The organism is Paenibacillus sp. sgz302115 (assembly GCF_056120445.1).
On the sequence record NZ_JBVYOK010000012.1, the window covers coordinates 43,440 to 67,001 of the forward strand.

At 49.0% G+C, this 23,562-nt stretch carries 24 protein-coding genes; all 24 read right to left on the minus strand.

Features of this window, described 5'->3' with window-relative positions:
* Positions 1–8: 8 nt before the first annotated feature.
* Positions 9–830, minus strand: a complete 822-nt coding sequence (gene argB / locus AC0LWN_RS20815; RefSeq protein WP_474668677.1) for an acetylglutamate kinase — start codon at positions 828–830, stop codon at positions 9–11.
* A gap of 39 nt (positions 831–869) precedes the next feature.
* Positions 870–2,102 carry a bifunctional glutamate N-acetyltransferase/amino-acid acetyltransferase ArgJ gene (argJ, locus tag AC0LWN_RS20820; protein WP_474668679.1) on the minus strand — a complete coding sequence of 411 codons (1,233 nt, stop codon included), beginning with the start codon at positions 2,100–2,102 and terminating at the stop codon, positions 870–872.
* Between the two features lie 21 nt (positions 2,103–2,123).
* Entirely contained in the window at positions 2,124–3,179 is a 1,056-nt protein-coding gene (gene argC, locus AC0LWN_RS20825) for an N-acetyl-gamma-glutamyl-phosphate reductase (protein WP_474668681.1), read from the minus strand.
* A gap of 125 nt (positions 3,180–3,304) precedes the next feature.
* Positions 3,305–4,198: a YitT family protein gene (locus AC0LWN_RS20830; RefSeq protein WP_458966040.1), complete on the minus strand. Its 894-nt coding sequence runs from the start codon at positions 4,196–4,198 to the stop codon at positions 3,305–3,307.
* A gap of 103 nt (positions 4,199–4,301) precedes the next feature.
* A protein-coding gene (gene prfB / locus AC0LWN_RS20835) for a peptide chain release factor 2 (protein WP_474668684.1) occupies positions 4,302–5,415 on the minus strand; the annotation gives its coding sequence in 2 pieces (ribosomal slippage) (positions 4,302–5,342 and positions 5,344–5,415; 1,113 coding nt in all).
* Between the two features lie 487 nt (positions 5,416–5,902).
* Complete coding sequence (gene secA / locus AC0LWN_RS20840; RefSeq protein WP_474668686.1) at positions 5,903–8,410, minus strand: preprotein translocase subunit SecA; 2,508 nt, start codon at positions 8,408–8,410, stop codon at positions 5,903–5,905.
* A gap of 307 nt (positions 8,411–8,717) precedes the next feature.
* On the minus strand, positions 8,718–9,269 hold the full coding sequence (hpf, locus tag AC0LWN_RS20845; RefSeq protein ID WP_458966037.1) for a ribosome hibernation-promoting factor, HPF/YfiA family: 552 nt from the start codon (positions 9,267–9,269) through the stop codon (positions 8,718–8,720).
* Between the two features lie 277 nt (positions 9,270–9,546).
* The gene (locus AC0LWN_RS20850) at positions 9,547–9,744 is read right to left on the minus strand and encodes a cold shock domain-containing protein (RefSeq protein ID WP_019915069.1); all 198 of its coding nucleotides are present in this window, start codon (positions 9,742–9,744) and stop codon (positions 9,547–9,549) included.
* Positions 9,745–9,968: 224 nt separating this feature from the next.
* On the minus strand, positions 9,969–10,304 hold the full coding sequence (locus tag AC0LWN_RS20855; protein ID WP_474668688.1) for a flagellar protein FliT: 336 nt from the start codon (positions 10,302–10,304) through the stop codon (positions 9,969–9,971).
* Positions 10,297–10,689, minus strand: a complete 393-nt coding sequence (fliS, locus tag AC0LWN_RS20860; RefSeq protein WP_474668690.1) for a flagellar export chaperone FliS — start codon at positions 10,687–10,689, stop codon at positions 10,297–10,299. Before fliS ends, AC0LWN_RS20855 begins: the two co-directional genes overlap by 8 nt.
* A 19-nt stretch (positions 10,690–10,708) precedes the next feature.
* Positions 10,709–12,232 carry a flagellar filament capping protein FliD gene (gene fliD / locus AC0LWN_RS20865; protein ID WP_474668692.1) on the minus strand — a complete coding sequence of 508 codons (1,524 nt, stop codon included), beginning with the start codon at positions 12,230–12,232 and terminating at the stop codon, positions 10,709–10,711.
* A gap of 18 nt (positions 12,233–12,250) precedes the next feature.
* A complete protein-coding gene (locus AC0LWN_RS20870) occupies positions 12,251–12,631 on the minus strand; it encodes a flagellar protein FlaG (RefSeq protein WP_474668694.1) in 381 nt (126 codons plus the stop codon).
* A gap of 154 nt (positions 12,632–12,785) precedes the next feature.
* Complete coding sequence (locus tag AC0LWN_RS20875; protein WP_474668696.1) at positions 12,786–14,201, minus strand: flagellin N-terminal helical domain-containing protein; 1,416 nt, start codon at positions 14,199–14,201, stop codon at positions 12,786–12,788.
* A 230-nt stretch (positions 14,202–14,431) separates the two neighbouring features.
* Entirely contained in the window at positions 14,432–14,674 is a 243-nt protein-coding gene (gene csrA, locus AC0LWN_RS20880) for a carbon storage regulator CsrA (protein WP_474668901.1), read from the minus strand.
* Position 14,675: 1 nt separating this feature from the next.
* Entirely contained in the window at positions 14,676–15,122 is a 447-nt protein-coding gene (fliW, locus tag AC0LWN_RS20885) for a flagellar assembly protein FliW (RefSeq protein ID WP_474668698.1), read from the minus strand.
* 119 nt (positions 15,123–15,241) lie between these two features.
* Complete coding sequence (locus AC0LWN_RS20890; RefSeq protein WP_474668700.1) at positions 15,242–15,805, minus strand: DUF6470 family protein; 564 nt, start codon at positions 15,803–15,805, stop codon at positions 15,242–15,244.
* Between the two features lie 18 nt (positions 15,806–15,823).
* The gene (flgL, locus tag AC0LWN_RS20895; RefSeq protein ID WP_474668702.1) at positions 15,824–16,741 is read right to left on the minus strand and encodes a flagellar hook-associated protein FlgL; all 918 of its coding nucleotides are present in this window, start codon (positions 16,739–16,741) and stop codon (positions 15,824–15,826) included.
* 14 nt (positions 16,742–16,755) lie between these two features.
* The gene (gene flgK, locus AC0LWN_RS20900) at positions 16,756–18,351 is read right to left on the minus strand and encodes a flagellar hook-associated protein FlgK (RefSeq protein WP_474668704.1); all 1,596 of its coding nucleotides are present in this window, start codon (positions 18,349–18,351) and stop codon (positions 16,756–16,758) included.
* A 57-nt stretch (positions 18,352–18,408) separates the two neighbouring features.
* The gene (locus AC0LWN_RS20905; protein ID WP_474668706.1) at positions 18,409–18,909 is read right to left on the minus strand and encodes a flagellar protein FlgN; all 501 of its coding nucleotides are present in this window, start codon (positions 18,907–18,909) and stop codon (positions 18,409–18,411) included.
* A 12-nt stretch (positions 18,910–18,921) separates the two neighbouring features.
* Positions 18,922–19,209 carry a flagellar biosynthesis anti-sigma factor FlgM gene (gene flgM, locus AC0LWN_RS20910; RefSeq protein ID WP_474668708.1) on the minus strand — a complete coding sequence of 96 codons (288 nt, stop codon included), beginning with the start codon at positions 19,207–19,209 and terminating at the stop codon, positions 18,922–18,924.
* A gap of 105 nt (positions 19,210–19,314) precedes the next feature.
* A complete protein-coding gene (locus AC0LWN_RS20915) occupies positions 19,315–19,722 on the minus strand; it encodes a TIGR03826 family flagellar region protein (RefSeq protein WP_474668903.1) in 408 nt (135 codons plus the stop codon).
* A 166-nt stretch (positions 19,723–19,888) separates the two neighbouring features.
* On the minus strand, positions 19,889–20,638 hold the full coding sequence (locus AC0LWN_RS20920; RefSeq protein WP_474668710.1) for a ComF family protein: 750 nt from the start codon (positions 20,636–20,638) through the stop codon (positions 19,889–19,891).
* Between the two features lie 147 nt (positions 20,639–20,785).
* Positions 20,786–22,933 (minus strand): ATP-dependent helicase ComFA, encoded by a 2,148-nt coding sequence (locus tag AC0LWN_RS20925; protein ID WP_474668712.1) that lies wholly within the window; start codon positions 22,931–22,933, stop codon positions 20,786–20,788.
* A gap of 143 nt (positions 22,934–23,076) precedes the next feature.
* Positions 23,077–23,532, minus strand: coding sequence for a hypothetical protein (locus AC0LWN_RS20930; RefSeq protein ID WP_474668714.1), 456 nt, complete (start codon positions 23,530–23,532; stop codon positions 23,077–23,079).
* Between the last annotated feature and the right edge of the window lie 30 nt (positions 23,533–23,562).

The following is a 23,562-nucleotide window of genomic DNA, read 5'->3' on the forward strand; positions in this document are numbered from 1 at the left end:
TTGTTATTTTATAATGAACGAATAATCCGTGTTCCCAGTTCTTCACCTTGCAGCACCCGGCTGAGCACCTGCGGCTCCTTGCCGTCAACAATGACCACTTCCGACACGCTGCCCTGGATGCAGTCCATTGCGGCGCGCACTTTGGGAATCATCCCGCCGTAGATCTCACCGCTCTCGATTAATTCCTCAATCTGCGCTACCGTCACTGACGGAAGCACCGTTTTGCGGCCATCTATCGTTCGCATTATACCAGGCACATCTGTCACAACAATCATTGAAGGCGATTCAATAAAAGAAGCCACCGCTCCCGCCGCCGTATCCGCGTTAATATTGTAACGCTGGCCTCCGGCATCTACGCCAATCGGCGCAATTACGGGGATATAGCCCATCGCCAGCACACCTTTTACAACCTCTGCATTGACTTCAGTCACTTCGCCAACCAGCCCCACCTCGTCGCTGTTCGCGACCAGCCGGGCGGTAATCAGCCGTCCATCCACACCGGATAAGCCGAGCGCCTGCCCGCCGCTGCCCTGAATTCTTCGGACAATCGCTTTGTTAATGCTTCCCGCCAGTGTCATCTCCACGACATCCAGCACTTCTTCGGTCGTCACCCGCAGGCCGTTCACGAAGCTGCTCTCGATGCCCAGCCGCTCCAGATTGCCGGAGATCGCCGGTCCGCCGCCATGAACAATAACGGGCTGAACGCCGCTTAGCTGCAGCTCCCGCAAGTCCTCAAAGAACGAATCAGGAAGCGCAGCGAGCGTGCTGCCGCCGCATTTCATTACGAACAAGCCGCCCGACCTGCGATTATCTATTTTTTTCAAAGTCATAGTATCAGTATCCTCCCCTGGCTTTATACAAGCCGCAAATCAGGTGCGGTAGGCGGCATTAATGCGCACATAATCATAAGTCAGGTCACAGCCCCAGGCTGTTGCCTTGCCGTCACCATCAGCCAGAGTTACCGTAATCAGGACGGTATCGCTTTTTTGCAAATAATGCAGAGCCTTCTCTTCATCAAAAGCCACCGGCCGCGACTTTCGCAGCACCTCAATCCCACCAAGCGAAATATCCACCTGCTCCGGCGAAACTGGCACTCCGGCGCGCCCTACAGCAGCTATCACTCTACCCCAGTTGGCATCCGCGCCGAAAATCGCCGATTTCACGAGACTGGAGCCGACCACCGTCTTGGCAATCGCCCCTGCCGCCTCGTCGTTCACCGCACCGCTTATCTGTACTTCAATCAGCTTGGTCGCTCCTTCGCCGTCCCGGGCAATCGCCATCGCCAGACTTTTGCAGACATGTGTAAATGCCTCAGCAAAAGCTTCCCAGTCCGCATGCAGCCGCGTCAGCTTCTCATTCCCCGCAAGCCCGCTTGCCATCGTGACCAGCATATCATTGGTGCTTGTATCTCCATCTACAGTGATCATATTAAAAGTCGTATTGGTCGCAGCACGCAGCAGACTGAGCAGATCCTCTCCGTCAATCACAGCGTCCGTAGTCATGAAGCCCAGCATCGTCGCCATATTGGGATGAATCATCCCTGACCCTTTGGCCGCTCCGGCAATCGTGACTTCCACTCCGCCGACCGTTACTTTAACGCAGCATTCTTTTTTGACCAGATCTGTTGTGAGGATCGCCTGGCTGAACTCCTCCGCCCCCACGGCTCCCCCATCCAGCTTCTCCGGCAATCCGGCAATACCGCCGCGCACTCGGTCCATCTTCAGCAGCTCACCAATCACGCCCGTGGAAGCAACCGCAACGTCCTGCTCATTTACGCCCAAATGACGGGCAGCGGCGGCGCGCATCTCATAGGCATCCGCTTCACCCTGCTCACCCGTGCAAGCATTGGCGTTCCCGCTGTTCACGATAACCGCCTGCAGCGTACCGTTCACCAGACTCTCCCGCGTCACCTTCAGCGGCGCAGCCTGGAATACATTCGTTGTATACACCGCCGCCGCCGTTGCCGGTACCTCGCAGAGGATGGCTGCCAGGTCGTTTCGTTCGGTTTTTTTGAGGCCGCAGTGCAGCCCTCCAGCCTTGAACCCTTTAGGGGCAGTAACACTTCCGCCTTCTACGACGGTAAAAACTTGCTTCTGAGTCATTGTATTGTTGACCGCTGAACCTTACGGATACACAGGCGTGTAGCCAAGGCCACGGGTTTCCTCCCATCCCATCATCAAATTCAGGTTCTGAATCGCTTGACCTGCCGCACCCTTAACAACATTATCAATAACGGATACAATGGTTACCCGACCTGTACGGGCATCTGCGGCAAAGCCGATATCGCAATAATTGGAGCCGCTGACCTCTTTGGTCGCCGGAAGCACACCCGCATCACGAACCCGCACATAAGGCCGTCCTGCATAATACTTACGATATAATTCCACAAAATCCTGCTCACTGTATTTACCGTTCATCCCGGCATACATCGTGCTCATAATTCCCCGGGTCATCGGCACCAGATGTGTGGTGAATGTAACTGTGACCTTCTCTCCCGCAATCTCCGTAAGCGTCTGTTCAATTTCCGGGATGTGCTGATGCTTGTTAACCTTGTAGGCTTTGAAATTCTCATTAATCTCGGAAAAATGGACCATCAGACTCGTTCCCCGGCCTGCCCCGGATACCCCTGATTTCGCGTCAATGATGATACTGCCATGCTTGATCCAGCCAGCCTGCAGTGCCGGAATCAAGCCTAGAAGGCTAGCCGTCGAATAACAGCCCGGATTAGAGATGAAATCCACGCCAGCCGCACGTTCTCCGAACACCTCGCATAACCCGTATACAGCCTGCTGCAGATACGTCTCAGGAGCAGCCGGATGCTTATACCACTGCTCATACTCCGCACGGTCTTTCAGCCTGAAGTCACCGGACAGATCAACAACCTTCAGCCCTGCCTCCAGCAGTTGCGGCACCAGCTTGGCGCTTACCCCGGACGGCGTTGCCGTAAAAACCACATCCGCCCTGCCGGCAATCTCCGCCGCGTCCACTCCATCCAGATTGCGCTGCACAATGCCTGTTAAATGCGGAAACCCTTCCTCAATAGGCGCGCCTGCGCTTGAAGAAGAAATCACTGAAGTAATCTCTATATCAGGGTGGCTCTGCAGAAGCCTGATCAGCTCCACGCCCCCATAACCCGTTGATCCAACAATTGCTGCTCTCAGCTTGCCTGTCACTGTCATCCCCACTTCCTGCTTATCATGGATATTATGAATACCGTCCTTGGAAATATGTATTATTATACGACCGAATTAATATAAATACAACATGTAACGTTAAGTTTATTGTACAAAAAAAGCGCAGCCCCCTAAGGAGACTGCACCTCTCTTTTGAATCCTTCACCCAGCACTTCATGTGCCTCGGTTATAATAACGAACGCCCCCGGATCTACGGAACGAACGATCGCTTTTAGCCGGGTAATCTCATTCTGGCCCACAACCACCATAAGTACTGTGCGATTGTCGCCAGTGTATCCGCCTTGCGCGTTCAGCTTGGTCAGCCCGCGATCCAGATCAGTCAGAATCGCCTGTGTGATGTCATCCGTCTGGTCGGAGATGATATACGCCACCTTGGTTATGCTGAAACCCACCTCCAGCGCATTGATCACCCGGCCCGTCACGAACAGACCTATCAGCGCATACATGGCCTGTTCCATCCCCAGCACAAAAGCAGCCAGCGTAATTACCGTACCGTCAAGCAGCACGACAGAGAGCGAGAAGCTGAAGCCGGTGAATTTCTGGATAATCTGCGCCGCAATCGTCAGGCCGCCTGTCGATCCCCGCCCACGGAACACCAGCCCAAGTCCCAGCCCTACACCAATCCCGCCATAAATGGAGGCAAGCAGAGGATTCGTAGTCGGCACCGGCCCGTCCTTCGTCAAAAAGATAAACAGCGGCAGCACAAAGCTCCCCAGCAGCGAGCGAAGTCCATACTGTTTACCGAGGAATATAACTCCAAGGATGAACAGCGGAATATTCAGCGCCCATTGCGTGAACGCCGGTTCAGCCCCCAGCCAAGCTTCCGCGAGTACGGACAAGCCAGATACCCCTCCAGATGCAATCCGGTTGGGCAGGAAAAACAGATTGAACGCCAGCCCCGTAATCAGCGAACCGACGAGAATCAGCACAATATCCACCGTATGCCGTACCGGTCCGTTTAGTGGAATAAGTGGCGGTTTGTTGCGTGAGTTGATTTTTTGCATGTGATTCTCCTTATTTATATACTTCATCTACATAATATACTTTCATCTATACTCAAAAAAATCCCTACACCTCCGAAGACGCGTAGGAATTATCAGTATACCCTTATTCAGCTTCTGTCTTAATCTGGCTGCGCAAATATCCGTCGATAAAAGCGTCCAGATCGCCGTCCATAACAGCACCCACATTCCCTGTTTCCACGGAAGTACGGTGATCCTTTACCATACTATAGGGATGGAATACATAGGAGCGGATCTGGCTACCCCAAGCAATATCCGATTGCTCGCCGCGAATTTCGTCCAACTGCTGCTGCTGCTCCTGCAGCTTGCGCTCATACAGCTTGGATCGCAGCATCTTCATCGCCTGTTCCCGGTTCTTGATCTGGGAGCGCTCGTTCTGGCAGGTCACCACCACCCCGGTTGGAATGTGCGTGATCCGTATCGCGGAGTCTGTCGTATTGATATGCTGTCCGCCCGCGCCGCTCGCCCGGTACGTGTCAATCTTCAGGTCCTCCGTGCGGATATCGACCTCAACGTCATCGGCAATCTCTGGCATAACATCGCAGGATACGAAGGAGGTATGCCGTCTGCCCGAAGCGTCGAACGGGGAAATACGCACCAGCCGGTGTACCCCTTTTTCGGCTTTCAGGTAGCCGTATACATTGAACCCCTTGATCAGCAAAGTAACACTTTTAATTCCCGCTTCGTCACCCGGCAAATAATCCAGCACCTCAACCTTGAAGCCACGCTTCTCAGCCCAGCGGGTATACATGCGCAGCAGCATTTGGCCCCAGTCCTGGGATTCTGTTCCGCCTGCACCGGGATGCAGCTCCAGAATCGCATTGAGCTTGTCATACGGCTGGTTAAGCAGCAGTTGGAGCTGGAATTCATCGACCTTGACCGCCACGCTGCGGATTGTTCCGGCAACCTCTGCCGCAAGCTCAGCATCGCCTTCTTCTTCCGCCAGCTCCGCCATCATCGCCGCATCATCATACTCCCCCTGAAGCTTCTCGTACTGATCCACTGAGGACTTCACCGCATTCATCTCGCCAATTATACCTTGAGCCTTCTCCGGGTCATCCCAGAATCCAGGCGCGGACATCTTCTCCTCAAAGTTGGCGATCATCTCTTGCTTAAGATCTAAGTCAAAGAGACCCCCTAAGGTCTGTTAGTTTCTTGCCTATTTCACGCAGGTCCTGCTTCACATTAGCGTCGATCATTTTGGTCACTTCACCTTTCAAAATAAAATTATTGCGGCCGGGCCGGCGGTTTGGACATAATGAGGGTGAATCAATGCATTCCGAGAATCCCGGAACTTCAAATGCTTCATATGGTGAGGCCGTAGCTGCGGGGAATGTTTGGACTTCCGGCCGCTGTTGTTCACAGATTTCCTGATTTGAGACCGCTGCTCGCGGTTGAAATCTGTGAACAAAGGCGGACGCGTTCGCTCCTCCAGTTCCAAACTTCCCCTCCGCTACTTCCACCATATTTTTAATTCAAAGTTCCAAACCTTCTCTACATAAACATTCACCCAAATCTTAACATCCAAAAAAGCGGCCGGGCCGCAAACGGGGAGTCCCCCGGGCCCAGCCGCTTTTTATTGTCATTATAACCCTTGAATTGTTTGAACAAGACATGAAGTACAGTGCTGTAAACAGCTATACTGAAAATATAAGGCCGAAGCCTAAAATCAAACCCCCGCCGTCCTTACGCGTTCTGGCCGTGGCAGTTCTTGTACTTTTTACCGCTGCCGCAAGGGCAAGGGTCGTTGCGGCCAACGGTCGCTTCGACGTGTACCGGACGTTTCTCGGCAGGCTCACCGTTTGTGGAGATTTTATCTTCTTCCACTACGGATTGCCGCTCCTGATTGGTCTCGATGTGAGCCTTCATAATGTAGGTCGCGACTTCTTCCTGAATGGTGGCGGTCATTTCATTGAACATTTCAAAGCCTTCAAATTGATATTCGCGAAGCGGATCGGTACCGCCATAAGCGCGCAGGTGAATCCCTTGGCGAAGCTGATCCATCGCATCAATATGATCCATCCATTTGCTGTCTACGGAGCGAAGTACGATAACCTTTTCGAATTCCCGCACCAGTTCAGAGCCAAGACGTTCTTCACGGGCTGCATATTTCTCCAGCACACGGTCAAAGATGAATTCGATAATCTCCTCAACTTCCTTGCCCCACAGATCATCGCGGGTCAACTGGCCTTCCTCCAAAAGCTTGCTGTTCACATAATCAGCAACCTCTTGCAGCTCCCAGTTTTCGGGAATATCATCACTGCAGTGAGCATGAACGATTCGGTCAATGACCGGCTTGATCATTTCAACTACAATGTCTTTGATATTGTCAGACTCCAGAATCTCGCGGCGCTGTTTGTAGATAATCTCACGCTGCTGATTCATCACGTCATCATATTGCAATACAACCTTACGGATATCGAAGTTGTTGCCTTCGACGCGTTTTTGGGCCGATTCAACCGCACGGGTAATCATCCGGCTCTCAATAGGCTGATCCTCTTCAAAACCAAGGCGGTCCATCATGTTCAGCACGTTGTCCGCACCAAAACGCTTCATCAGCTCATCGCCGAGCGACAGATAGAACTGAGTGGAACCCGGGTCGCCTTGACGTCCCGCGCGTCCGCGCAACTGGTTATCAATCCGGCGCGATTCATGACGTTCTGTACCAATGATATGCAGACCGCCAAGATCTGTCACACCTTCACCAAGCACAATATCCGTACCACGGCCAGCCATATTCGTCGCAATGGTTACTGTGCCCGGTTGACCGGCATGGGAGATAATTTCTGCTTCAGCCGCATGGTGCTTGGCATTTAGCACTTGGTGTTTGACACCTTTGCGTTTCAGCATTTCAGATACACGTTCAGAATTCTCAATAGATACGGTACCTACCAGAACTGGCTGGTTCTTCTTGTGGCGCTCCACAATTTCCGCTACAACCGCGTTAAATTTGCCATTCTCGCTTTTATACACAACGTCTGGCATATCCAAACGCTGGTTCGGCTTATTGGTTGGCACCTGCAGTACTTCCAAGCCATAGATTTTCTTGAATTCTTCTTCTTCCGTCTTCGCTGTACCGGTCATACCACCCAGCTTACGGTACATACGGAAATAGTTCTGGAAGGTGATTGTAGCAAGCGTCATACTTTCATTCTGCACCTGAATTTCTTCCTTGGCTTCAATAGCCTGGTGCAAGCCGTCACTGTAACGGCGTCCTGCCATCAGACGGCCTGTGAATTCATCGACAATCACAACCTCGTCCTCATTCACTACGTAGTCTACGTCACGGCGCATAATTACATTAGCCTTGAGCGCTTGTACGATATGATGGTTCAGGGTTACATGACTGTGATCATACAGGTTCTCAATTCCAAATGCGCGTTCAGCCGTAGCCACACCCTTTTCGGTCAGAGCAACGGATTTCACTTTAATATCAACCGTGTAGTCCTCTTCAGCAGTCAGTTTCTTCACGAAACGGTCTGCCGCATAATACATCTCTGTCGATTTCTCAGCTTGCCCGGAAATAATAAGAGGAGTCCGCGCTTCATCAATCAGAATGGAGTCCACTTCATCAATAATGCAGAAATAGAGCGGACGCTGAACCATCTGCTCCTTGTAGAGCACCATGTTGTCGCGCAGATAGTCAAAACCAAATTCGTTGTTCGTGCCATACGTAATATCGCAGCCATAAGCTTCTTGTTTATCAGCATGGTCCATGCCGTTCAGGTTCACCCCAACCGTCATGCCCAGAAAATTATAGATTTGTCCCATTTGTGCACTGTCGCGCTGAGCCAGGTAGTCATTGACCGTTACGACATGCACGCCTTTGCCAAGGAGTGCGTTCAGGTAGACCGGCAGAGTACCTACCAGCGTCTTCCCTTCACCTGTCTTCATCTCGGCGATCCGGCCTTCATGCAGCGCCATGCCTCCAACCAATTGAACGTCAAAATGCCGCATGCCCAGCGTCCGTTTGGAAGCTTCGCGTACGGTTGCAAATGCCTCGGGAAGAATCTCTTCCAAGGTCTCGCCTTTCTCAATGCGGGCACGGAACTCTACGGTCTTTGCCTTCAGCTCTTCGTCCGAAAGCGACACGAAATCCGGCTCCAAACCATTAATTACTTCGACCGTCTTCATGAGACGTTTGACGTCCCGTTCGTTGGTATCTCCGAATATTTTTTTTACAAGTCCTAGCATGGTTAACCCCTTTCATGCAACACAGATGGTGGAATCGAGCCCATCCTCACTATTTATTGAAAGGGCCATATATGATTTCGATTCCGCTGCTTCATAAATTGTAACAGTTTGTAAGAGAAGCCGCAACACAAGCACCAGCAACCTTATTTTACAAATTGCCTTTTGCAAAAGATATACACATTATTTGCACATTTATATACGCACAAGAGCCCTATTCGCATCAAGCGAATAGGGGCTCGGTTAATTTTCTACGTCACACTGAAGCAAATTGTCCTCACATTCCTGGGCCTAGCCTGGTTTACCAGACCTAGTCTTGTTCGATCAGACCATATTTGCCGTCATTGCGTTTGTAAACAACGCTAACTTCAGAAGTGTCAATGTTGGAGAACACGAAGAAGTTGTGTCCAACCATGTTCATTTGCAGGATCGCTTCTTCCACATCCATAGGCTTCAAGGTGAAGCGCTTGTTCCGCACAACCTCCAAATCATCGTAATCCTGTTCCTCCACAGCAACGCTGCTAGGCACTCCTTCCACAAAGAGCGTCTTCAGGCTTCCTTCCTGGCGGAACTTACGATTCAGTTTGGTCTTGTGTTTACGGATCTGGCGTTCCAGCTTGTCCACTACAGCATCAATGGATGCATACATATCATCACTGCGGTCTTCTGCACGAAGCGTCACACCAGCCAGCGGGATTGTAACTTCCACCGTATGAAGGCCGCGAACAACGCCAAGCGTTACATATCCTTCTGAGGTAGGGGGTGCATCGAAATACTTCTCAAGTCTGCTGAGCTTCTTATCAACATAATCTCTCAAAGCGTCGGTCACTTCAATTTGTTGACCTCGAATGCTGAATTGCATGGGCACTCCTCCTTTGTTTACAGTTTCATTATACCAAATTGTCAGGGCTAAGTAAAAAACAAATCATGACAGCCTTTACATTTAGCTAACAAAAGGTGTTACCCCTGTCCACAAAGTATACATAATAGCTCGGCAAGAGCAGCTTACCTCCTCTAACCGGACCTTCGCTAATGCTCACACAACAAAAAAAGGACTCTGGGAAGTTCCCAAAGTCCGCGCTAGCGTTGTCTCAATTGCTAACCATCTACCATATATGTAGGTCGGCTGCGCCGGATGATTATAATTTGATGACGTTAGCTGCTTGTGGTCCGCGTGCGCCTTCAACGATATCGAACTCTACGGATTGGCCTTCATCCAAAGTCTTGAAACCGTCAGTTTGAATCGCGGAGAAGTGTACGAATACGTCGCCACCATCGGCAGTTTCGATGAAACCATAACCTTTTTCTGCGTTAAACCATTTTACTTTACCTTCCATTGACTAAACATTCCCTTCGTCATCAGATGAACGTGAGTCCTGCTCACAACTCGACTATACCACCGCTGCTTCTCTATTGTCAATTGGAATAGTAAATGTTTACTTTCAATTTTTTACCATCCATAATTTATCCTAAAAAACACAGCCAGTCATATCCGAAACAAAAAAAGGAGCAGACGGTAATTAATACCCGGCTGCTCGTGAGATGAAACATCTGGAAATTATTATTTTCGGCGGTCCATGAGGATGCTGTCCGGGGCATACCGAGCCTCGTAGGCGCTGCGCTGTACTTTAGCTTGATTTCGCTTCTGCAGCCAGCCCTGGGCCTCCAGACGCAGCTCATTCATCCGGTCAAGCAGCGCATTGTCATTCTCCAGGATTCGATTAATTTCCCGCTTTTGTGCAGGTGTCGATGGACTAAAAGCGACTTTTTCTGCAATGGCATCGACAAGTTTCTGCCGCTCCTCGACAAAGATTTCAAGCTCCTCATAAGTCGCTTCCTTGAGTTTACGCATCATCTCCAGGGTGAGCTGATCCAGACTGTGAATAAGTTCATCCATTAGCAATCTCAGTCTGACCCGCAGCAAGCTTGGAGGCCTGCAGCCAGGTTTCGCGAAGATCAGTCAGGTAGCCAAGGGCCTCTTGGGCCTTCTCAACATTTTTACGAATATTAGCTTCTACCAATAAAAAGTTCGTATATTCATATAGGGAAAAGAGATTCTTGGATATTTCATAGGACTGGTTCAATGTACTCATCAGTTCACTAATAATCGTTTGGGCCTTGCCGAAGTTAAGGTTAGATTTCTCGTAATCATTTTTGTTCAACCCATCCATTGCCGTTCTTACGAATCGGATAGCCCCATCGTACAACATGATCACTAATTGGGCAGGAGTAGATGTCTGAACAGAAGATTGACGATATTTCTCATAAGGAGAAGTCATCATGTATAGTCACCTCTATCGGTTATTTTGCCATAAAATTGGACAAGCTTGCAGATTGGGAATTGTATTTATTCATAGCCGTTTCCATAGCGGTAAACTGCTTATAATAGTTAGTCTCCATGTTAGTTAGACGGGTAGTCAGGGTACTGATACGCTTATTTAAATCTTTTAATTCTTTGCCCATAACGCTTTCTTCTTTGAAGGTTGCATTCAAATCAGTAGAGGTTTTAAGAGTTCCCGCTTTGTCTGCAATGAGACCCAATACATCATTGAGGCCATCAGAAATCTGAACAAAAATCCCACTCGGTTGTGAGGTATCTGTTGATGAATATTGGAATAGATTCATTACGCCCTGAGGATTGTTATCTATTGCATTTTTAAGCTTGTCCACATCTTTAATATAAAGCTTACCGTCTTCGTAGTACTTACCTGTTTCAATACCGATGGAGGCAAGATTTACCCCACCGATGCCATTCAACCCGGATTGGATAGCTGATCTCATTTTGTTAATGGCTGAAGTAAGCATACTATCATTTTTCAATATACCGCTCTTGGCTTTAGCTTGCCAGTTTTTGATATCATCATCGGTCATTGCCTTCTTCTGATCATCTGTCAGCGGAGCAAACGAGCGATATTTTTCTTCATTTGTCTTTGTGTTCAACGTATTCAATAATTCATTGTAGTCCTTAATAAAGGAGGTGATCGTTTCCAATGCCTTGGTGGAATCAATGGAGGTTGTGATTTTTGAAGCTTTCCCATCTTCAGTCTTTCCAAGCAGGGTAATGGAAATTCCGTTTAACGTAAATTTGTTACTATCAAATTCTTTGTCTATGCCATCCACATTAATTTTAGCTTTTTGTGCGGCTACAGTAGTAGGTGCTCCGCCACCAACATTAAATACATTCATCAGCCCGTTCTCGGCAGCACCCGGGGGTGATACGGATATATGCTTATCAAACTGATTGGAGGTCAGAATCATTTGACCTTTGACCTGATCAAAAGTAGCTGTAACATTAGTTTTGTTATTTGAATTGATAGTACTGATGACCTCATTTATCGTCTTGCTCTCATCAAAAGAAAAGGTCTGACCATTCACGATCATTTTGTAAGTAAACTTGCTTGGATTGCCCGGATCTGCTTGAGCAGTAAATCCAGTTGCAGCCGCAACTTGCTTCAACGTACTTTTCGAAGTGATATCCGTCAATACAGATGTAGAAGTAACCTTTTCATTAGATGCCAATTGATTCACAGTTATGTTCATCGGTATTTGGTTAGCAGTTGCGGTTCCCTCTGCAGACAGTGCAGTCGTATTACCACTTACAGTGGCCTTCATTGCATTCATCGCCGAAGACCTCTTATAGGTATCCAGCTTATTATTACGGAAATCAACAAGCTTGCTGTTCATTTCCCGGTAGCTATCTCTTGTCCATTCCATAATTTGTTTCTGCTGATTCAATTTATTCAAAGGTTCACGCTTGGCTGTCATTAACTGTTTGACCATGGAGTCTACATCCATACCGGATGCCATGCCATTAATTCTCATCATATTGTTCTCCTCCTCATTCTATACCCGTTCATCTATTATAAGTCCGGCGAGTTCCATCATCTTAGCTACAAGATCCAAGGTTTTCTCCGGAGGAATTTCCCGAATCAATTCTCCTGTATCCTTATTCATGACTTTTACCATTATGGCATGAGTTTTCTCGTGAATACTTATATCAAGAGTAGTAGTTGGTCCCTGAAGGGCTTTTACTGCCTTCTCAATATTCCGTACGAGTTGTTCTTCGCCAATAGTGACGCTTGCACCTTGTTTTTCCATCTTGCTTAACTCTTGGGTGCTAACAGGTGGCTTTATTTCGGGTACCGAGTCTTTTGCCAAAGATGTCCCAGCATTGTTGTTCAAAGCCTGTCCTCCACTTGCTGACAAAGAAAACTGTACATTCATAATTGAGCCCTCCGAAAAACGATTTACTATATATATCGGCTTACGGGGGCAGAAGTTTTAGGATACTCAAATAAATAAAGAAATAAAAGGGAATTAGATTTAAACAAAAAAAGAGACCCTAGATAATCTAGGATCTCCTTGAAGCTCGTTAAGATTAACGAAGCAATTGAAGAACACCTTGTGGCTGTTGGTTAGCTTGAGCCAACATTGCTTGTGCAGCTTGAGCAAGGATGTTGTTCTTAGTTTGTTGCATCATTTCCTTAGCCATGTCTGTATCACGGATACGGGATTCAGCGGCTGTCAGGTTCTCGGACGAAGTGTTCAGGTTGTTGATTGTGTGTTCCAAACGGTTTTGGAATGCACCAAGTTTTGCGCGTTCGGAAGATACTTTTGTCAATGCATCGTTAACAGAAGTAATTGCTGCTTCTGCACCTGTTTGAGTTGTGATGTCGATGGAATCGATACCCAGGCTCTTTGCATCGATTTTGTTGATATCAACTTTCATCGATTGGTTTTGGTTAGCACCAATATGCATGGTCAATGCATTATTAGTAACTACAATATCAGTAGAACCAGCAGCAGCCAGAGCAGTATCCACTGTCATTTTGAATTGAAGACCGCCTGCTTGGAAGTCGCTATCTGTGATTTTTGTATTAAGTTTGTTAGAATAAGTTGTTGAACCTGCAGTATTTGTAATTTTAAAGTCAGATGCAGCACCATAGGTAGCATTCAAGTTCAAGGACATTTTACCTTCAGCAACCGTACCAGCCGCTACACCCTTAATAGTAAATTTAGTAGCCGTTCCGTCTGGAGCCGTTCCGCTCAGAACAACATTACCAGTTGTAAGACCTGCAGAAGCCTTAGCTACCTCAACACCATCTTTATTTTTCAACGAGAAATCGAAAGTATCTGCAGTACCAGTATATTTAGATTCCAGTGTGTAGTCGCCAAGCTCCAGTCCACCAACATTACCTGAAGTCAAATCAAAGTCTCCTGCAGCTAATCCAGTTGTGTTAGTTTTAACATCAGCTTTAACTGTTGCAGGGTTAGCTGTGGTAATCTTGTACGTATCAGTTGCCAAGCCGGAATCAACAACACTAACTGGTTTCAAAACAAGTGCATTAGCGCCTTTAATATTTGCATTGTTACCAACCGAACCATCCAACAATTTCTTGGTATTGAATTCAGTGGTGTTGGAGATACGGTTGATTTCGTCAGTCAACTGGGAAACTTCTTTTTGAAGTTCTTTACGGTCAGCGTCAGTGTTCGTATCATTGGATGATTGAACAGCCAGCTCACGCATACGTTGCAGGATGCTGTGGGTTTCGTTCATTGCACCTTCAGCAGTTTGAATCAAAGAGATACCATCTTGTCCGTTCTTGGAAGCCATGTCCAAACCACGGATCTGACCACGCATTTTTTCGGAGATTGCCAGACCGGCAGCATCGTCACCGGCACGGTTGATGCGAAGACCGGAAGACAATTTCTCGATGTTCTTGTTAGTTGCTGCAGTGTTGCTACCCAGTTGGCGATATGTGTTCAACGCCGCGACATTGTGGTTAATAATCATTTGATATTTCCTCCCTGAAATTAAGTTAGTTCCACATCCATGTGGTAAACGCCGAACCTTTAAGGTCGGCCGCCCTGCCGGATCAGCGTCTGATATATATATCGACGGTATGTCCCCAACAATTTAGAGCATTTTAGGAGTTTTTTTAATTTATTATTCTAATTTTTTGAAAAAATAAAAAGAACCCAAGCCTTTTCAGGTGTTAGGTTCTTATCCACATAGAAACATAATTAATCTTGGCTGCTAGACCCACGCAAACGATGAATCAACGCATTCAAATCAGATTGCAGCGGTGCTGCAGACTCGCGATTGGCTTCCTGTATGGAGAGATATACTTCCTTACGAAAGATATCGACATGCTTGGGGGCTGAAATCCCTACCTTCACTGTATCTCCATCTACACTCAAAATGGTTAGTTCAATCTGATCCTGAATGATAATAGACTCTCCTTTTTTACGGGAAAGCACGAGCATATCAACCACCAACCTTTCCGTCAATAGCCTGCTGCTCTTGCAGCAAAGTATGCTTCGTATGATAAGGAGATTTATGTAGTATAACTTGTTTGCCGAAACGCTTAGCAGGATTCAATACGATAGGTGCGAGAAGGTTAATTGTAGACTGGTCCACCTGTTCTTTTAAAGTTATAATACAGCGAATGGCCACGTCCGACTCTATCCCTAACTCTTCCGCTTCATCATCAGGCAACTCAAATTCATAAGTGGGGTAAAAAATGAACGGATCACCTAACAAAAAAGATAATCCCTCCTGCTTCACAGATTGCAATACCCAAAAAGGAGACCCCTCCATAGTAATTAGAGCGAAGTCAGTTTCTTCGTCAAAGCCAGGAATTCCTTTCGCAAAATGGTATAACTGTTCCTCCGTTACTTCAATTCTCCCCCAGGACAGCGTTTCTATAATCAAGTTGTTCACTCCTCAAAGTTTTGCCGAGCAAAACTATCTTCTTAAATGACCCTCTCACTCGCATACATGATAGCAGAAAAGCTATAGAAGCGCTCTCTGGCACATCTATAGCTTAGAAGCTACATTTGAACATTCACTTCCGGTGGAATAAACTGCACCGAAGCATATTGCTGCATATATATATTCAGCTTACCACGGGTGTACTCGATCTCCGGGCGATGTCTCACGACTTCTACATCAACTGAAGCAGGACGGAAATTGATCTGAGGAGCTTTAGTTTCAAAATGAATCTCCACATTGTCATATGAAGCCGGGCCACGAATCTCAGGAAATGAGTTAGGCTGGGTATCTGTTCCATAGACCTCAGCAATTGTATTACCTGGTTTGAAAAACTCAGCCATCCGATTTCCCTGCTCAACCTTCCTTGCAATGCCCTGGAGATACAACTGCTGAATTCCAGAATAAATTCGTTTATTCATTTCCAGCATGCCTCCACCGTTATAAGCGGCCCTAGCTGCAGATTGATCAATCCTTAACTCCGGAGGAGTTGATTGAACTGTTAGCTCACCAGGAGTGGTAGTTACATTCACTTCCGCTTTGGGTTGCCTAATGGAGTATGAGCCTGGATCAGCATCAATGCCGATCAGTGCCGGCGTCTGTCGAATCTGCAGTATAGGCTGCATCGGCGAGTACCCCCTCAGTTATCTGATGAAGTCGACGAGGGTCGTAGAAATAATCTTGGCGCCTACAGACAGAGAAGCATTATAGATGTTCTCTTGAATCTTAGACTGCATAATCAGTCCCTCGTAATCAGCATCCTCTGTCTTGGACTGCAGATCCGTCAGATTCGTGTTCAGGTCGCCCAGGCGATCTTGCATCAACTCCACACGGTTTGTCTTTGCACCTATTTCGGAGCGAGCTGTCAACATCTTCTCAACTCGTGTATCAATATTATCAAGCTGGTTGGAAACCCCTTTATAATCCCCGGATTTCAACGCTGCCGAAATATTGTTGATAACAGTAAATAGATTATCTGCATCCCCTGTATACCCAAATACATCGTTCCCAGTAATATTGATAGGCATTTGTACTCCTTCGCCCACAATGTAATTTATCTGACCTGGATCTGTGACAATAGGTTGAGTTACATCATAGGTACCATCTGCCCCTTTAAGAAAATCATAAGGCTTGGTATCATATTTCTCGCCGTTAAAAATATATTTACCGTTAAGCTTACTATTGGAGATATCCACAAGCTGTTCCTTCAATTGCATCACTTCTTGGTTGATGCTGTCAAGTGCTGACTGTGGGTTAGTTCCGTTCGAAGCTTGTACCGTCAATTCGCGAAGGCGTTGAACAACATCTCCAGCCTGACCCAAAATAGTATCGTTATAGTCTAGCCAGGAAATTGAACTATCTACATTCTTCTGATACTGCTCGTTGGATGAAAGCTCGGCACGATAGCGCAACGAATATGTAATCCCTACCGGATCGTCGGAGGGCTTATTAATTTTGCGTCCGCTGGATAGCTGTAGTTGCGTGTTATTCATGGTACGCGCATTACGGTTCAGGTTAAGAAGCAGCTGTGAGTTCATCATATTGGAGGTTACCCTCAACATAAGCTATTCCTCCTTTATCTGCCGACTGTGCCGGTAGAGTTAATCAATTTATCGAGCATTTCATCATACGTCGTCATAAACCGTGCAGCTGCGCTATATGCATGCTGGAATACTAACATATTCGACATTTCTTCATCGAGGGATACGCCGCTCACTGACTGGCGGCGGGAGTTCACTTGCTCGACCAGATAATCCGCATTGCTCGTCTGACGGGTAGCTTCCTGTGATTGAATCCCCAATTGGCCAACCATCGAACTGAGATAAGATCCGACAGTGCCAGACTTGATTCCGTCCGCAGTTGTGAAGGTATTGTTGTCCTTCATATTGCTAAACAGTAGAGCCATAGTATTATTTCCTTTTATTACAGTGACTTTCCCGGCGCTATCTGTAGTTGCCCGGAGAGAGGTAGCAAATAGAGTAGGATCAGCTGTGATTTCCGGATTAAGCCGGAGATTACCTGCAGTGATTGGCTCGCCAATAACAGAAGGAGTAAAGAAATCACGACCTGTGCTGCCATCCATTGCAAATCCTAGCTTGTGTAAACCGTTAAGTCCCTTTACTGTGGTCTTCAGATCACCTGTTAGCGGTATAGGAACTGCTGTGCCCGCAAGAAGTGTGGTCTTCGTTCCATCTGAATTGATAATCTCAGAATCCTTAAGAACTGTAGTACCTGCAGGAAGAGTAGAGCCTGCAGGAATCGTAACCTGCACTTCACCATTAGCCATGGTATTGGCCATGCTATCCAACTGTTTCTTATAATCTGCCACATAAGTTTTACTGGAGAAAATCATGCCATAAGCTTCTCCAGCCTTCAAGTCCCCAGAGGTATAGGCGGTGTTGAGAAATGCACTGTCTACCGTTGCAGTAACTGCTGCCCCCTGAACAAGCTGCTGCGCTCCGAGTGAAATGTTATATCCAGCATCTGTTTCTACGACGGTGATGTTAGCAATCTTAGACAGCTTATCCGTCATCAGGTCACGTTGATCCCGTAAATCGTTGGCATGATCACCCATGCCTTCGATCTTGGCAATGGACTGGTTAAGATCGGCAATTGAACTTAGATAACTCTGGATCTCTTTCCCCTTAACGTCGATGTTGGTATTAAGGTCTCTGTCCAGATTATTTAATTGTGTGCTCATATAATTCATGGCATCCGTAAGGGATTGCGCAGTCTGCACTACAATCTTGCGGGCCGTAGGATCTTCCGGATTCTTACTCAGGTCCGACCAGGACTTCCAAAAATTATCAAGCACTGTTCGAATCCCTGTATTGGAGGGTTCATTTACAATAGCTTCCAGCTTATCAAGGGTATCGGACTGGATTTTCCAGTTGCCGCTGGCGGAATTCTCACCGCGGTACTGATCATCCAGAAACATTTCACGGATGCGCTCTATGGATGTAAACTCCACCCCAGTACCCAGTTGGCCTGGAACGGCAGAGTTAGTAAGACCGTATGCCTCAATAGGTGAAGCAGCCTTCATGTTGACACGCTGGCGGGTGTAGCCTTCTGTATTGGCGTTGGCGATATTATGTCCGGTTGTGTTGAGCGCAGAGGTCTGGGTAAACAGGCTTCGTCTTGCCGTCTCTATCGAATGAAATGTGGATGTCATGCTAATTGTTCCTCCCTTGTGATTGCTCCGGCAAACCGGCCTGCGAGAAAGATAGGTCTATCCGCGGGCGTCAAAAAGGCCCGGCCGGGCGGCGCTGCTTCCCTTGTCGGACGGATGATGATAGGTAATATCCTGGTTCGGCCTTCCGACGAGCAAATCCAGGGAATAATCTATAAAGGTAAGCGACTGCTCAATCAGCTTCTGGTTCAGCTCATTGGCCTCTTTCAAGCGATGCAGTGTGCCTGAAAGCTTCTGCTGAATGTGCACCAGCCGCGACTTGTCTTCAGGGTCAAATACAAGGCGGGACAGCTCTGTGAGGTTCAGATTTAAGTTGGAGCGGATTCCGACCCCCTGCAGAAAAGCATAAGCAGCTTCGGCACGTTTCTCCTCAAGCTGACCGATCTGCTTCATAAGCTTGGATTCCCGGTTCATGATGTCGATAAGACCATCCACTTTGTTGTCTATAATGGTCATCTTCTTGAAAGCGGCCAGATCCAGCATTTGAATATGCACTTCGTCCAGCCGCTCAAGCAATTCTATCAATGTTGTCAATGGCATGGGTGTCTTCACCTAATTCTCGGAGGATTGCTTAAAGTAAGGGGCGAGTGTGTCTGCGAGTTTGGCTGCGTCAACTTGGTAGGTACCTGCGGAAACCTGCTGTTTCAAGCTCTCAATCTTGCTGGAACGTTCAGCATCAATCTTGCCGCTCTGCTGGGCCTGCAAAAGCTTAATGGCTTCATCCGAAATTGAAACCTCATCCTTGCGTGTACTCTTCTTCAATTGTTCCTGTCTTTGCGATTCCGCATTGCGTTGATATGGATTAATGGGATTAATCCGTCCGGTCTCGTTAATTTTCATTACTTCACCTTCCTTCTAATATAAAAAAGCCGATAATCTTTACTAAGTTTATCGGCCAGTTTTGAAACATTTTTTATAGCTGCAAACGTTTTTTTGCTGATTTAATTATTCGCGGAGCTTATCGACGGCCCGATATGCGCCTTCTCCCGGCTTTTTAGGAGTGTCAGCCGCTGCAACTTCCTTGACCGCATTTGAAAAATCCTTCCGCAGCCGGCTGCGGCAGCTTTCACACATAGGCCCTTCTCGGATCAAGGTTCCACATACTTCGCAGGGGTACATCATATTAGGCGCATTTGCTATAGAGATCCGGCCTTCGCGAATAAAACGGGTGATTTCCTTAATCGAAATTCCCGTCGCATCGGACAACTCCTGAATATTGGTGCCTCTGTTCTCACGCAAATAGTTTACGCATATTTCGTATTGATGTTCCAATTCCTTAATGCAGGGCTGGCACAGGTCCATAATATTTTTGACATATAACCGGCCGCATCTTGGACAATTATCAAGATTCATTTTCAGCAGCGGCTCCCTTCCATACAGTGTGTGCAGCATATAAACATCTTATGCTCCTAGATTACATGATTGTAAGAACTTCTGTCTATGATTAGTATCGGTTATAGAATCCCTTTGATTATATTTTCATAACAAAAAAAGTATTAACGGTGGTTTAACATACCCTTTACGAACGGGCCCAGGTCAGGCTATATATTTCCGCTAAGTGACCAAAGCTGCCGGCCAACAGTTTAAGCGACTCTGCGCAGGCACGGATTGTACTTCCTGTCGTGTAAATGTCGTCAACAATGATAATTTGCAGCGGGCATTCCCGACTCTGCGGCCTGACAGACTCAAGCCATTCAGCAAATAACGATACTACTGCTGGGTCCGGGTTGGCGGCAAAAGCATGCTTCATATCGCTTAGCCGTTCGGCCCGGCTTTTGAAGCTCTGTTTACCTGTGTGGTGGGTACGGATCAGCAGCGGAAGCTGAGGAATCCCTCTGCGCCTCGACAGAACCTCTGCAAGCCGCTCCGCCTGATTGAAGCCGCGCTCCGCAAGCCGGGAGTCACTCACGGGTACCGGGACCAGCAGGTCGGCTTGCCACAAGCCAGCGGAACGTTTACCTGAAAAGATAGACAAGAAGGCGCGTCCTTGAGCAGAAGGCACTTTACGGCTTGCCTGACTGCGTTCTGCTTGGAGCATGTCATATGCTCTGTCCAGCATCAAGCCAAGCAGGGGAGCAAGCCGTTCGTTTCCACGGTATTTATACTGGCCTAAAGTTTCGCGCATCACGCTTGTATAAGCTACTGCACTGCGGTTACAGACGATTGGCACAGATTCACTGCTGCGGCTGCAGTCAGGGCAGCCAACGTGTCTGCCGCATTTGGAGCAGCGCGGACTGCGAATCCACGGGATGCTGGCTTCGCAGTTCATACAAACTCCAGGCAGTTCGGATGAAAATTGGCTGATTTTTCGGCAAATAAGACATGGAGTAGAGGAAGGATAAAGCAGGGTCTGAGCTTTTTGCAGCCAAGTATTTAGGGCAAACATGGGCAACCCTCCTTGCCGAATTGAGATTTTTCATTTTCTCCGGTGAGGCTTATTTGTGTTCAAATAACCTTGTCTGCGGGCAATGGCATTCATGGTGCGGATCTGCGAGATTGCTCCCCGTTGGGATCTTGTCCACTGCGGCGATACAAATAACACTGTTCCCGCCGGGTCGTCTTGGGAGCGTCCGGCCCTTCCTGCCATCTGGACCAAAGCTGCTTCGTCAAACAGGCTGCTGTCCGCATCCAGGATAAAAACATCACTGCGTGGAACCGTAACTCCCCGTTCGAGAATGGTGGTAGTTACGAGAAGAGAAATTGCACGACTGCGAAAAGCCGCAACTTTCTCCGTTCTCGCCGGGTCCTGGGAGGAGGTGCCCTCAATAGCAGCGCCCGGGAAGCTTCGACGGAGCAGGGTCAGCACCCCCTCGATGTGGGCAATTCGCGATACGAACAAAAAGATTTGTGCCTCGCGTGTGAATGACCCGCGAAGTGCTTGCAGCAGCGCTTTGGGAAGGAATCCGCGCTTCAGGCATAGCTGTACCGGAGCCTGCTCTAAATGCCGGGGTACCGGCAGCGGATGACCATGAAAGCGTACTGGAACCCTAGCATGCGGAAGCTTGCCGGAACGGGCCAGATGCTGCAGCTCTTTGGGAGGTGTTGCAGACAGATAGATGAACGAGCCGCCCGGTTTACAGGCATGCTCTGCGGCATAAGCCAGCATTGGATCGTTATGGAAGGGAAAGGCATCTACCTCATCGAGTATAACCAGATCGAAGCTCTGGTGAAAGCGCAGCAGCTGATGGGTGGTGGCCAGGGTGATCCGGCCATTGGTCCAGCGGTCTGCGCTGCCGCCGTACAGCACGGCGAGTGTCTCCGCCGGGAAGGCCCGTGCGAGCCGCGGCGCCAGCTCCAGCACGACGTCGCGGCGCGGCGTCGCTACAAGCGCTCGGCCTCCGGCAGCGAGCACTGCCTCAAGGAGCGGGAAAGTGATCTCCGTCTTTCCCGCTCCCGTAACCGCCCAGAGCAGGAACCGCTCTGGGCTCTTGGCGGCGGAGCGCTGCCGCGGCTCCGCCAGGAACCCCAGTGCAGCGCCGGCGGCCCCCGCCTGCGCCGCACTTAGCCCCCACCGGCGTGCCGCCACGGTGGGGGAAGTGCCGGCCGTGCACTGCACGGCCGGCATCGCCGCGCTGCGCAGCAGCAGCGCGCAAGCCCGGCTGCGCCCGAGTGCGAGGCAGGCCTCGCAATAGGCGCAGCCCGCAAGGCCGCACGCGGCGCATGCCGTGCGGCCGGTGGCGGCGCTGCCGCAGCGCAGGCAGCGCAATTGCGCGCGGCGGGCGGCAGCAGCGCCGCGCCGGGGCAGGCGAAGCGCCGCAGCCTGCAAGAGGCGCGCCGCCCAGCCGGCTCCTGCGCTGCGCGGCGCAGGAGCAGCGACGGCAGCCTCAAACCTCAGCCGCCCCTGCAAATGCGCGAGCTGCGCCGCGGCCCGCCATTGCCCGTGCTGTTCCGGAAGCGCCTCCGCCAGGAGGGCTTCCGCTTCAGGCTGGAGCAGCGAGCGTCCTGCGAGCGCCTTTACCAACTGCTCAGTTGCTGCTCCAAGTGCTAATCGCCCTATCTCTTCCTCTGTGTGACCAGCCTGAACTATAGCCCTACTGTGATCACTCTGATCACTCTTCCCTCCCATAGAAACGGCTTGCTCAGTAACCCCTCTCTCCTTCAAGCCATTCCACAGTTCTGAGTGTCCTCTAACCAAGTTGACAGTTCTCTCTTCATTGTTCCATTCGAGCCCTACCTCCCTCCAGCTCTGCCCGAATTGCAAGATGCCATCCCTTAATGGCTCGCAGATAGAAATTCCTTCATGGATCCAACCCTCATCCCACAGACCTCCCCTCTCCCGCTCCTCCCGAAGCTCAATACTCAACACATCTGCGACATATTGCGCCCAGTCCTCTTCCTTCCACTCTTGCATCGCATGAATTGACCGGCAGCTCTCACGCAGCTTTACCGCCCAGCCAAGAGGGAGAGATGGAGACAACAGCACCAGCTTGTCTGCTACCTTGCTGTTCCAGCCATCGTGTTCTCGTCCAGCACCTCTCCACCATAGGCTGTCTACACTTATATCGAGCGTAATCCATATTTTCCAGTTTCCATCACAACTCACAGCATACACAGCAGCTTTCATCCATTCCGCCCCCAAAAGATTATGTAATTATTCACTCGGTAAATATCCAAACCTCCCCGGTTTCTCCCAATCCATGCTTTCCCAACAACGCAAAAAAGCACACTCCCCGAATTCTGGAGAGTGTGCTTCACCCGCTTCTTGCATCACTTGCGTTTTTTATGATTGTTCGCCTCGCTTTGCTTCGCATCCCCTGCTCCCCGCATCTGCAAAAAAGGCAGCGGAACCGGTTGCCCGGGCTCGCGCAAATCCACCACAATTCCAAGCTTTGGTTCAATACCCGCCTGCAAGGTGCGCATAACCGGAGCGAACTCCAATGCGGAACCGCTGCGGGCCAGCCTGGAGGCTACGGCCAATGTTCCATCACTCGAATCATCGTCCATTAAGGTTACTTGCAGCAGCTTCCCTTTCAGCAAAGCATAAAAAGTCAGCGCTCTGATATACCATTCCACCACATATTCATGATTTCGGGTAATGAGAATATAATGAAGCCGCTTCCCGGACCGAATGTGCTGCGGGGACTGCTCCCGGTTATGCAGAATATGAACCAGCAGCACCGCAAATGCATAGATGGCCGCAATCCAGATTAACTGGGCTACCATAGAGATACACCTCCTCTTATACCGACACTA

Coding starts and splice junctions, on each gene's coding strand:
- AC0LWN_RS20870 (WP_474668694.1), bottom strand. CDS start 12,631: ATGAATGTACAGTTTTCTTTGTCAGCAAGTGGAGGACAGGCTTTGAAC.
- AC0LWN_RS20925 (WP_474668712.1), bottom strand. CDS start 22,933: ATGAAAGCTGCTGTGTATGCTGTGAGTTGTGATGGAAACTGGAAAATA.
- AC0LWN_RS20850 (WP_019915069.1), bottom strand. CDS start 9,744: ATGGAAGGTAAAGTAAAATGGTTTAACGCAGAAAAAGGTTATGGTTTC.
- AC0LWN_RS20875 (WP_474668696.1), bottom strand. CDS start 14,201: ATGATTATTAACCACAATGTCGCGGCGTTGAACACATATCGCCAACTG.
- AC0LWN_RS20905 (WP_474668706.1), bottom strand. CDS start 18,909: ATGCCATTGACAACATTGATAGAATTGCTTGAGCGGCTGGACGAAGTG.
- csrA (WP_474668901.1), bottom strand. CDS start 14,674: ATGCTCGTGCTTTCCCGTAAAAAAGGAGAGTCTATTATCATTCAGGAT.
- AC0LWN_RS20890 (WP_474668700.1), bottom strand. CDS start 15,805: ATGCAGCCTATACTGCAGATTCGACAGACGCCGGCACTGATCGGCATT.
- secA (WP_474668686.1), bottom strand. CDS start 8,410: ATGCTAGGACTTGTAAAAAAAATATTCGGAGATACCAACGAACGGGAC.
- AC0LWN_RS20915 (WP_474668903.1), bottom strand. CDS start 19,722: ATGAATCTTGATAATTGTCCAAGATGCGGCCGGTTATATGTCAAAAAT.
- fliD (WP_474668692.1), bottom strand. CDS start 12,232: ATGATGAGAATTAATGGCATGGCATCCGGTATGGATGTAGACTCCATG.
- flgK (WP_474668704.1), bottom strand. CDS start 18,351: ATGACATCCACATTTCATTCGATAGAGACGGCAAGACGAAGCCTGTTT.
- argB (WP_474668677.1), bottom strand. CDS start 830: ATGACTTTGAAAAAAATAGATAATCGCAGGTCGGGCGGCTTGTTCGTA.
- AC0LWN_RS20930 (WP_474668714.1), bottom strand. CDS start 23,532: ATGGTAGCCCAGTTAATCTGGATTGCGGCCATCTATGCATTTGCGGTG.
- AC0LWN_RS20855 (WP_474668688.1), bottom strand. CDS start 10,304: ATGGATGAACTTATTCACAGTCTGGATCAGCTCACCCTGGAGATGATG.
- AC0LWN_RS20830 (WP_458966040.1), bottom strand. CDS start 4,198: ATGCAAAAAATCAACTCACGCAACAAACCGCCACTTATTCCACTAAAC.
- argC (WP_474668681.1), bottom strand. CDS start 3,179: ATGACAGTGACAGGCAAGCTGAGAGCAGCAATTGTTGGATCAACGGGT.
- flgM (WP_474668708.1), bottom strand. CDS start 19,209: ATGAAAATTAACGAGACCGGACGGATTAATCCCATTAATCCATATCAA.
- AC0LWN_RS20920 (WP_474668710.1), bottom strand. CDS start 20,638: ATGAACTGCGAAGCCAGCATCCCGTGGATTCGCAGTCCGCGCTGCTCC.
- fliS (WP_474668690.1), bottom strand. CDS start 10,689: ATGATGACTTCTCCTTATGAGAAATATCGTCAATCTTCTGTTCAGACA.
- argJ (WP_474668679.1), bottom strand. CDS start 2,102: ATGACTCAGAAGCAAGTTTTTACCGTCGTAGAAGGCGGAAGTGTTACT.
- hpf (WP_458966037.1), bottom strand. CDS start 9,269: ATGCAATTCAGCATTCGAGGTCAACAAATTGAAGTGACCGACGCTTTG.
- flgL (WP_474668702.1), bottom strand. CDS start 16,741: ATGTTGAGGGTAACCTCCAATATGATGAACTCACAGCTGCTTCTTAAC.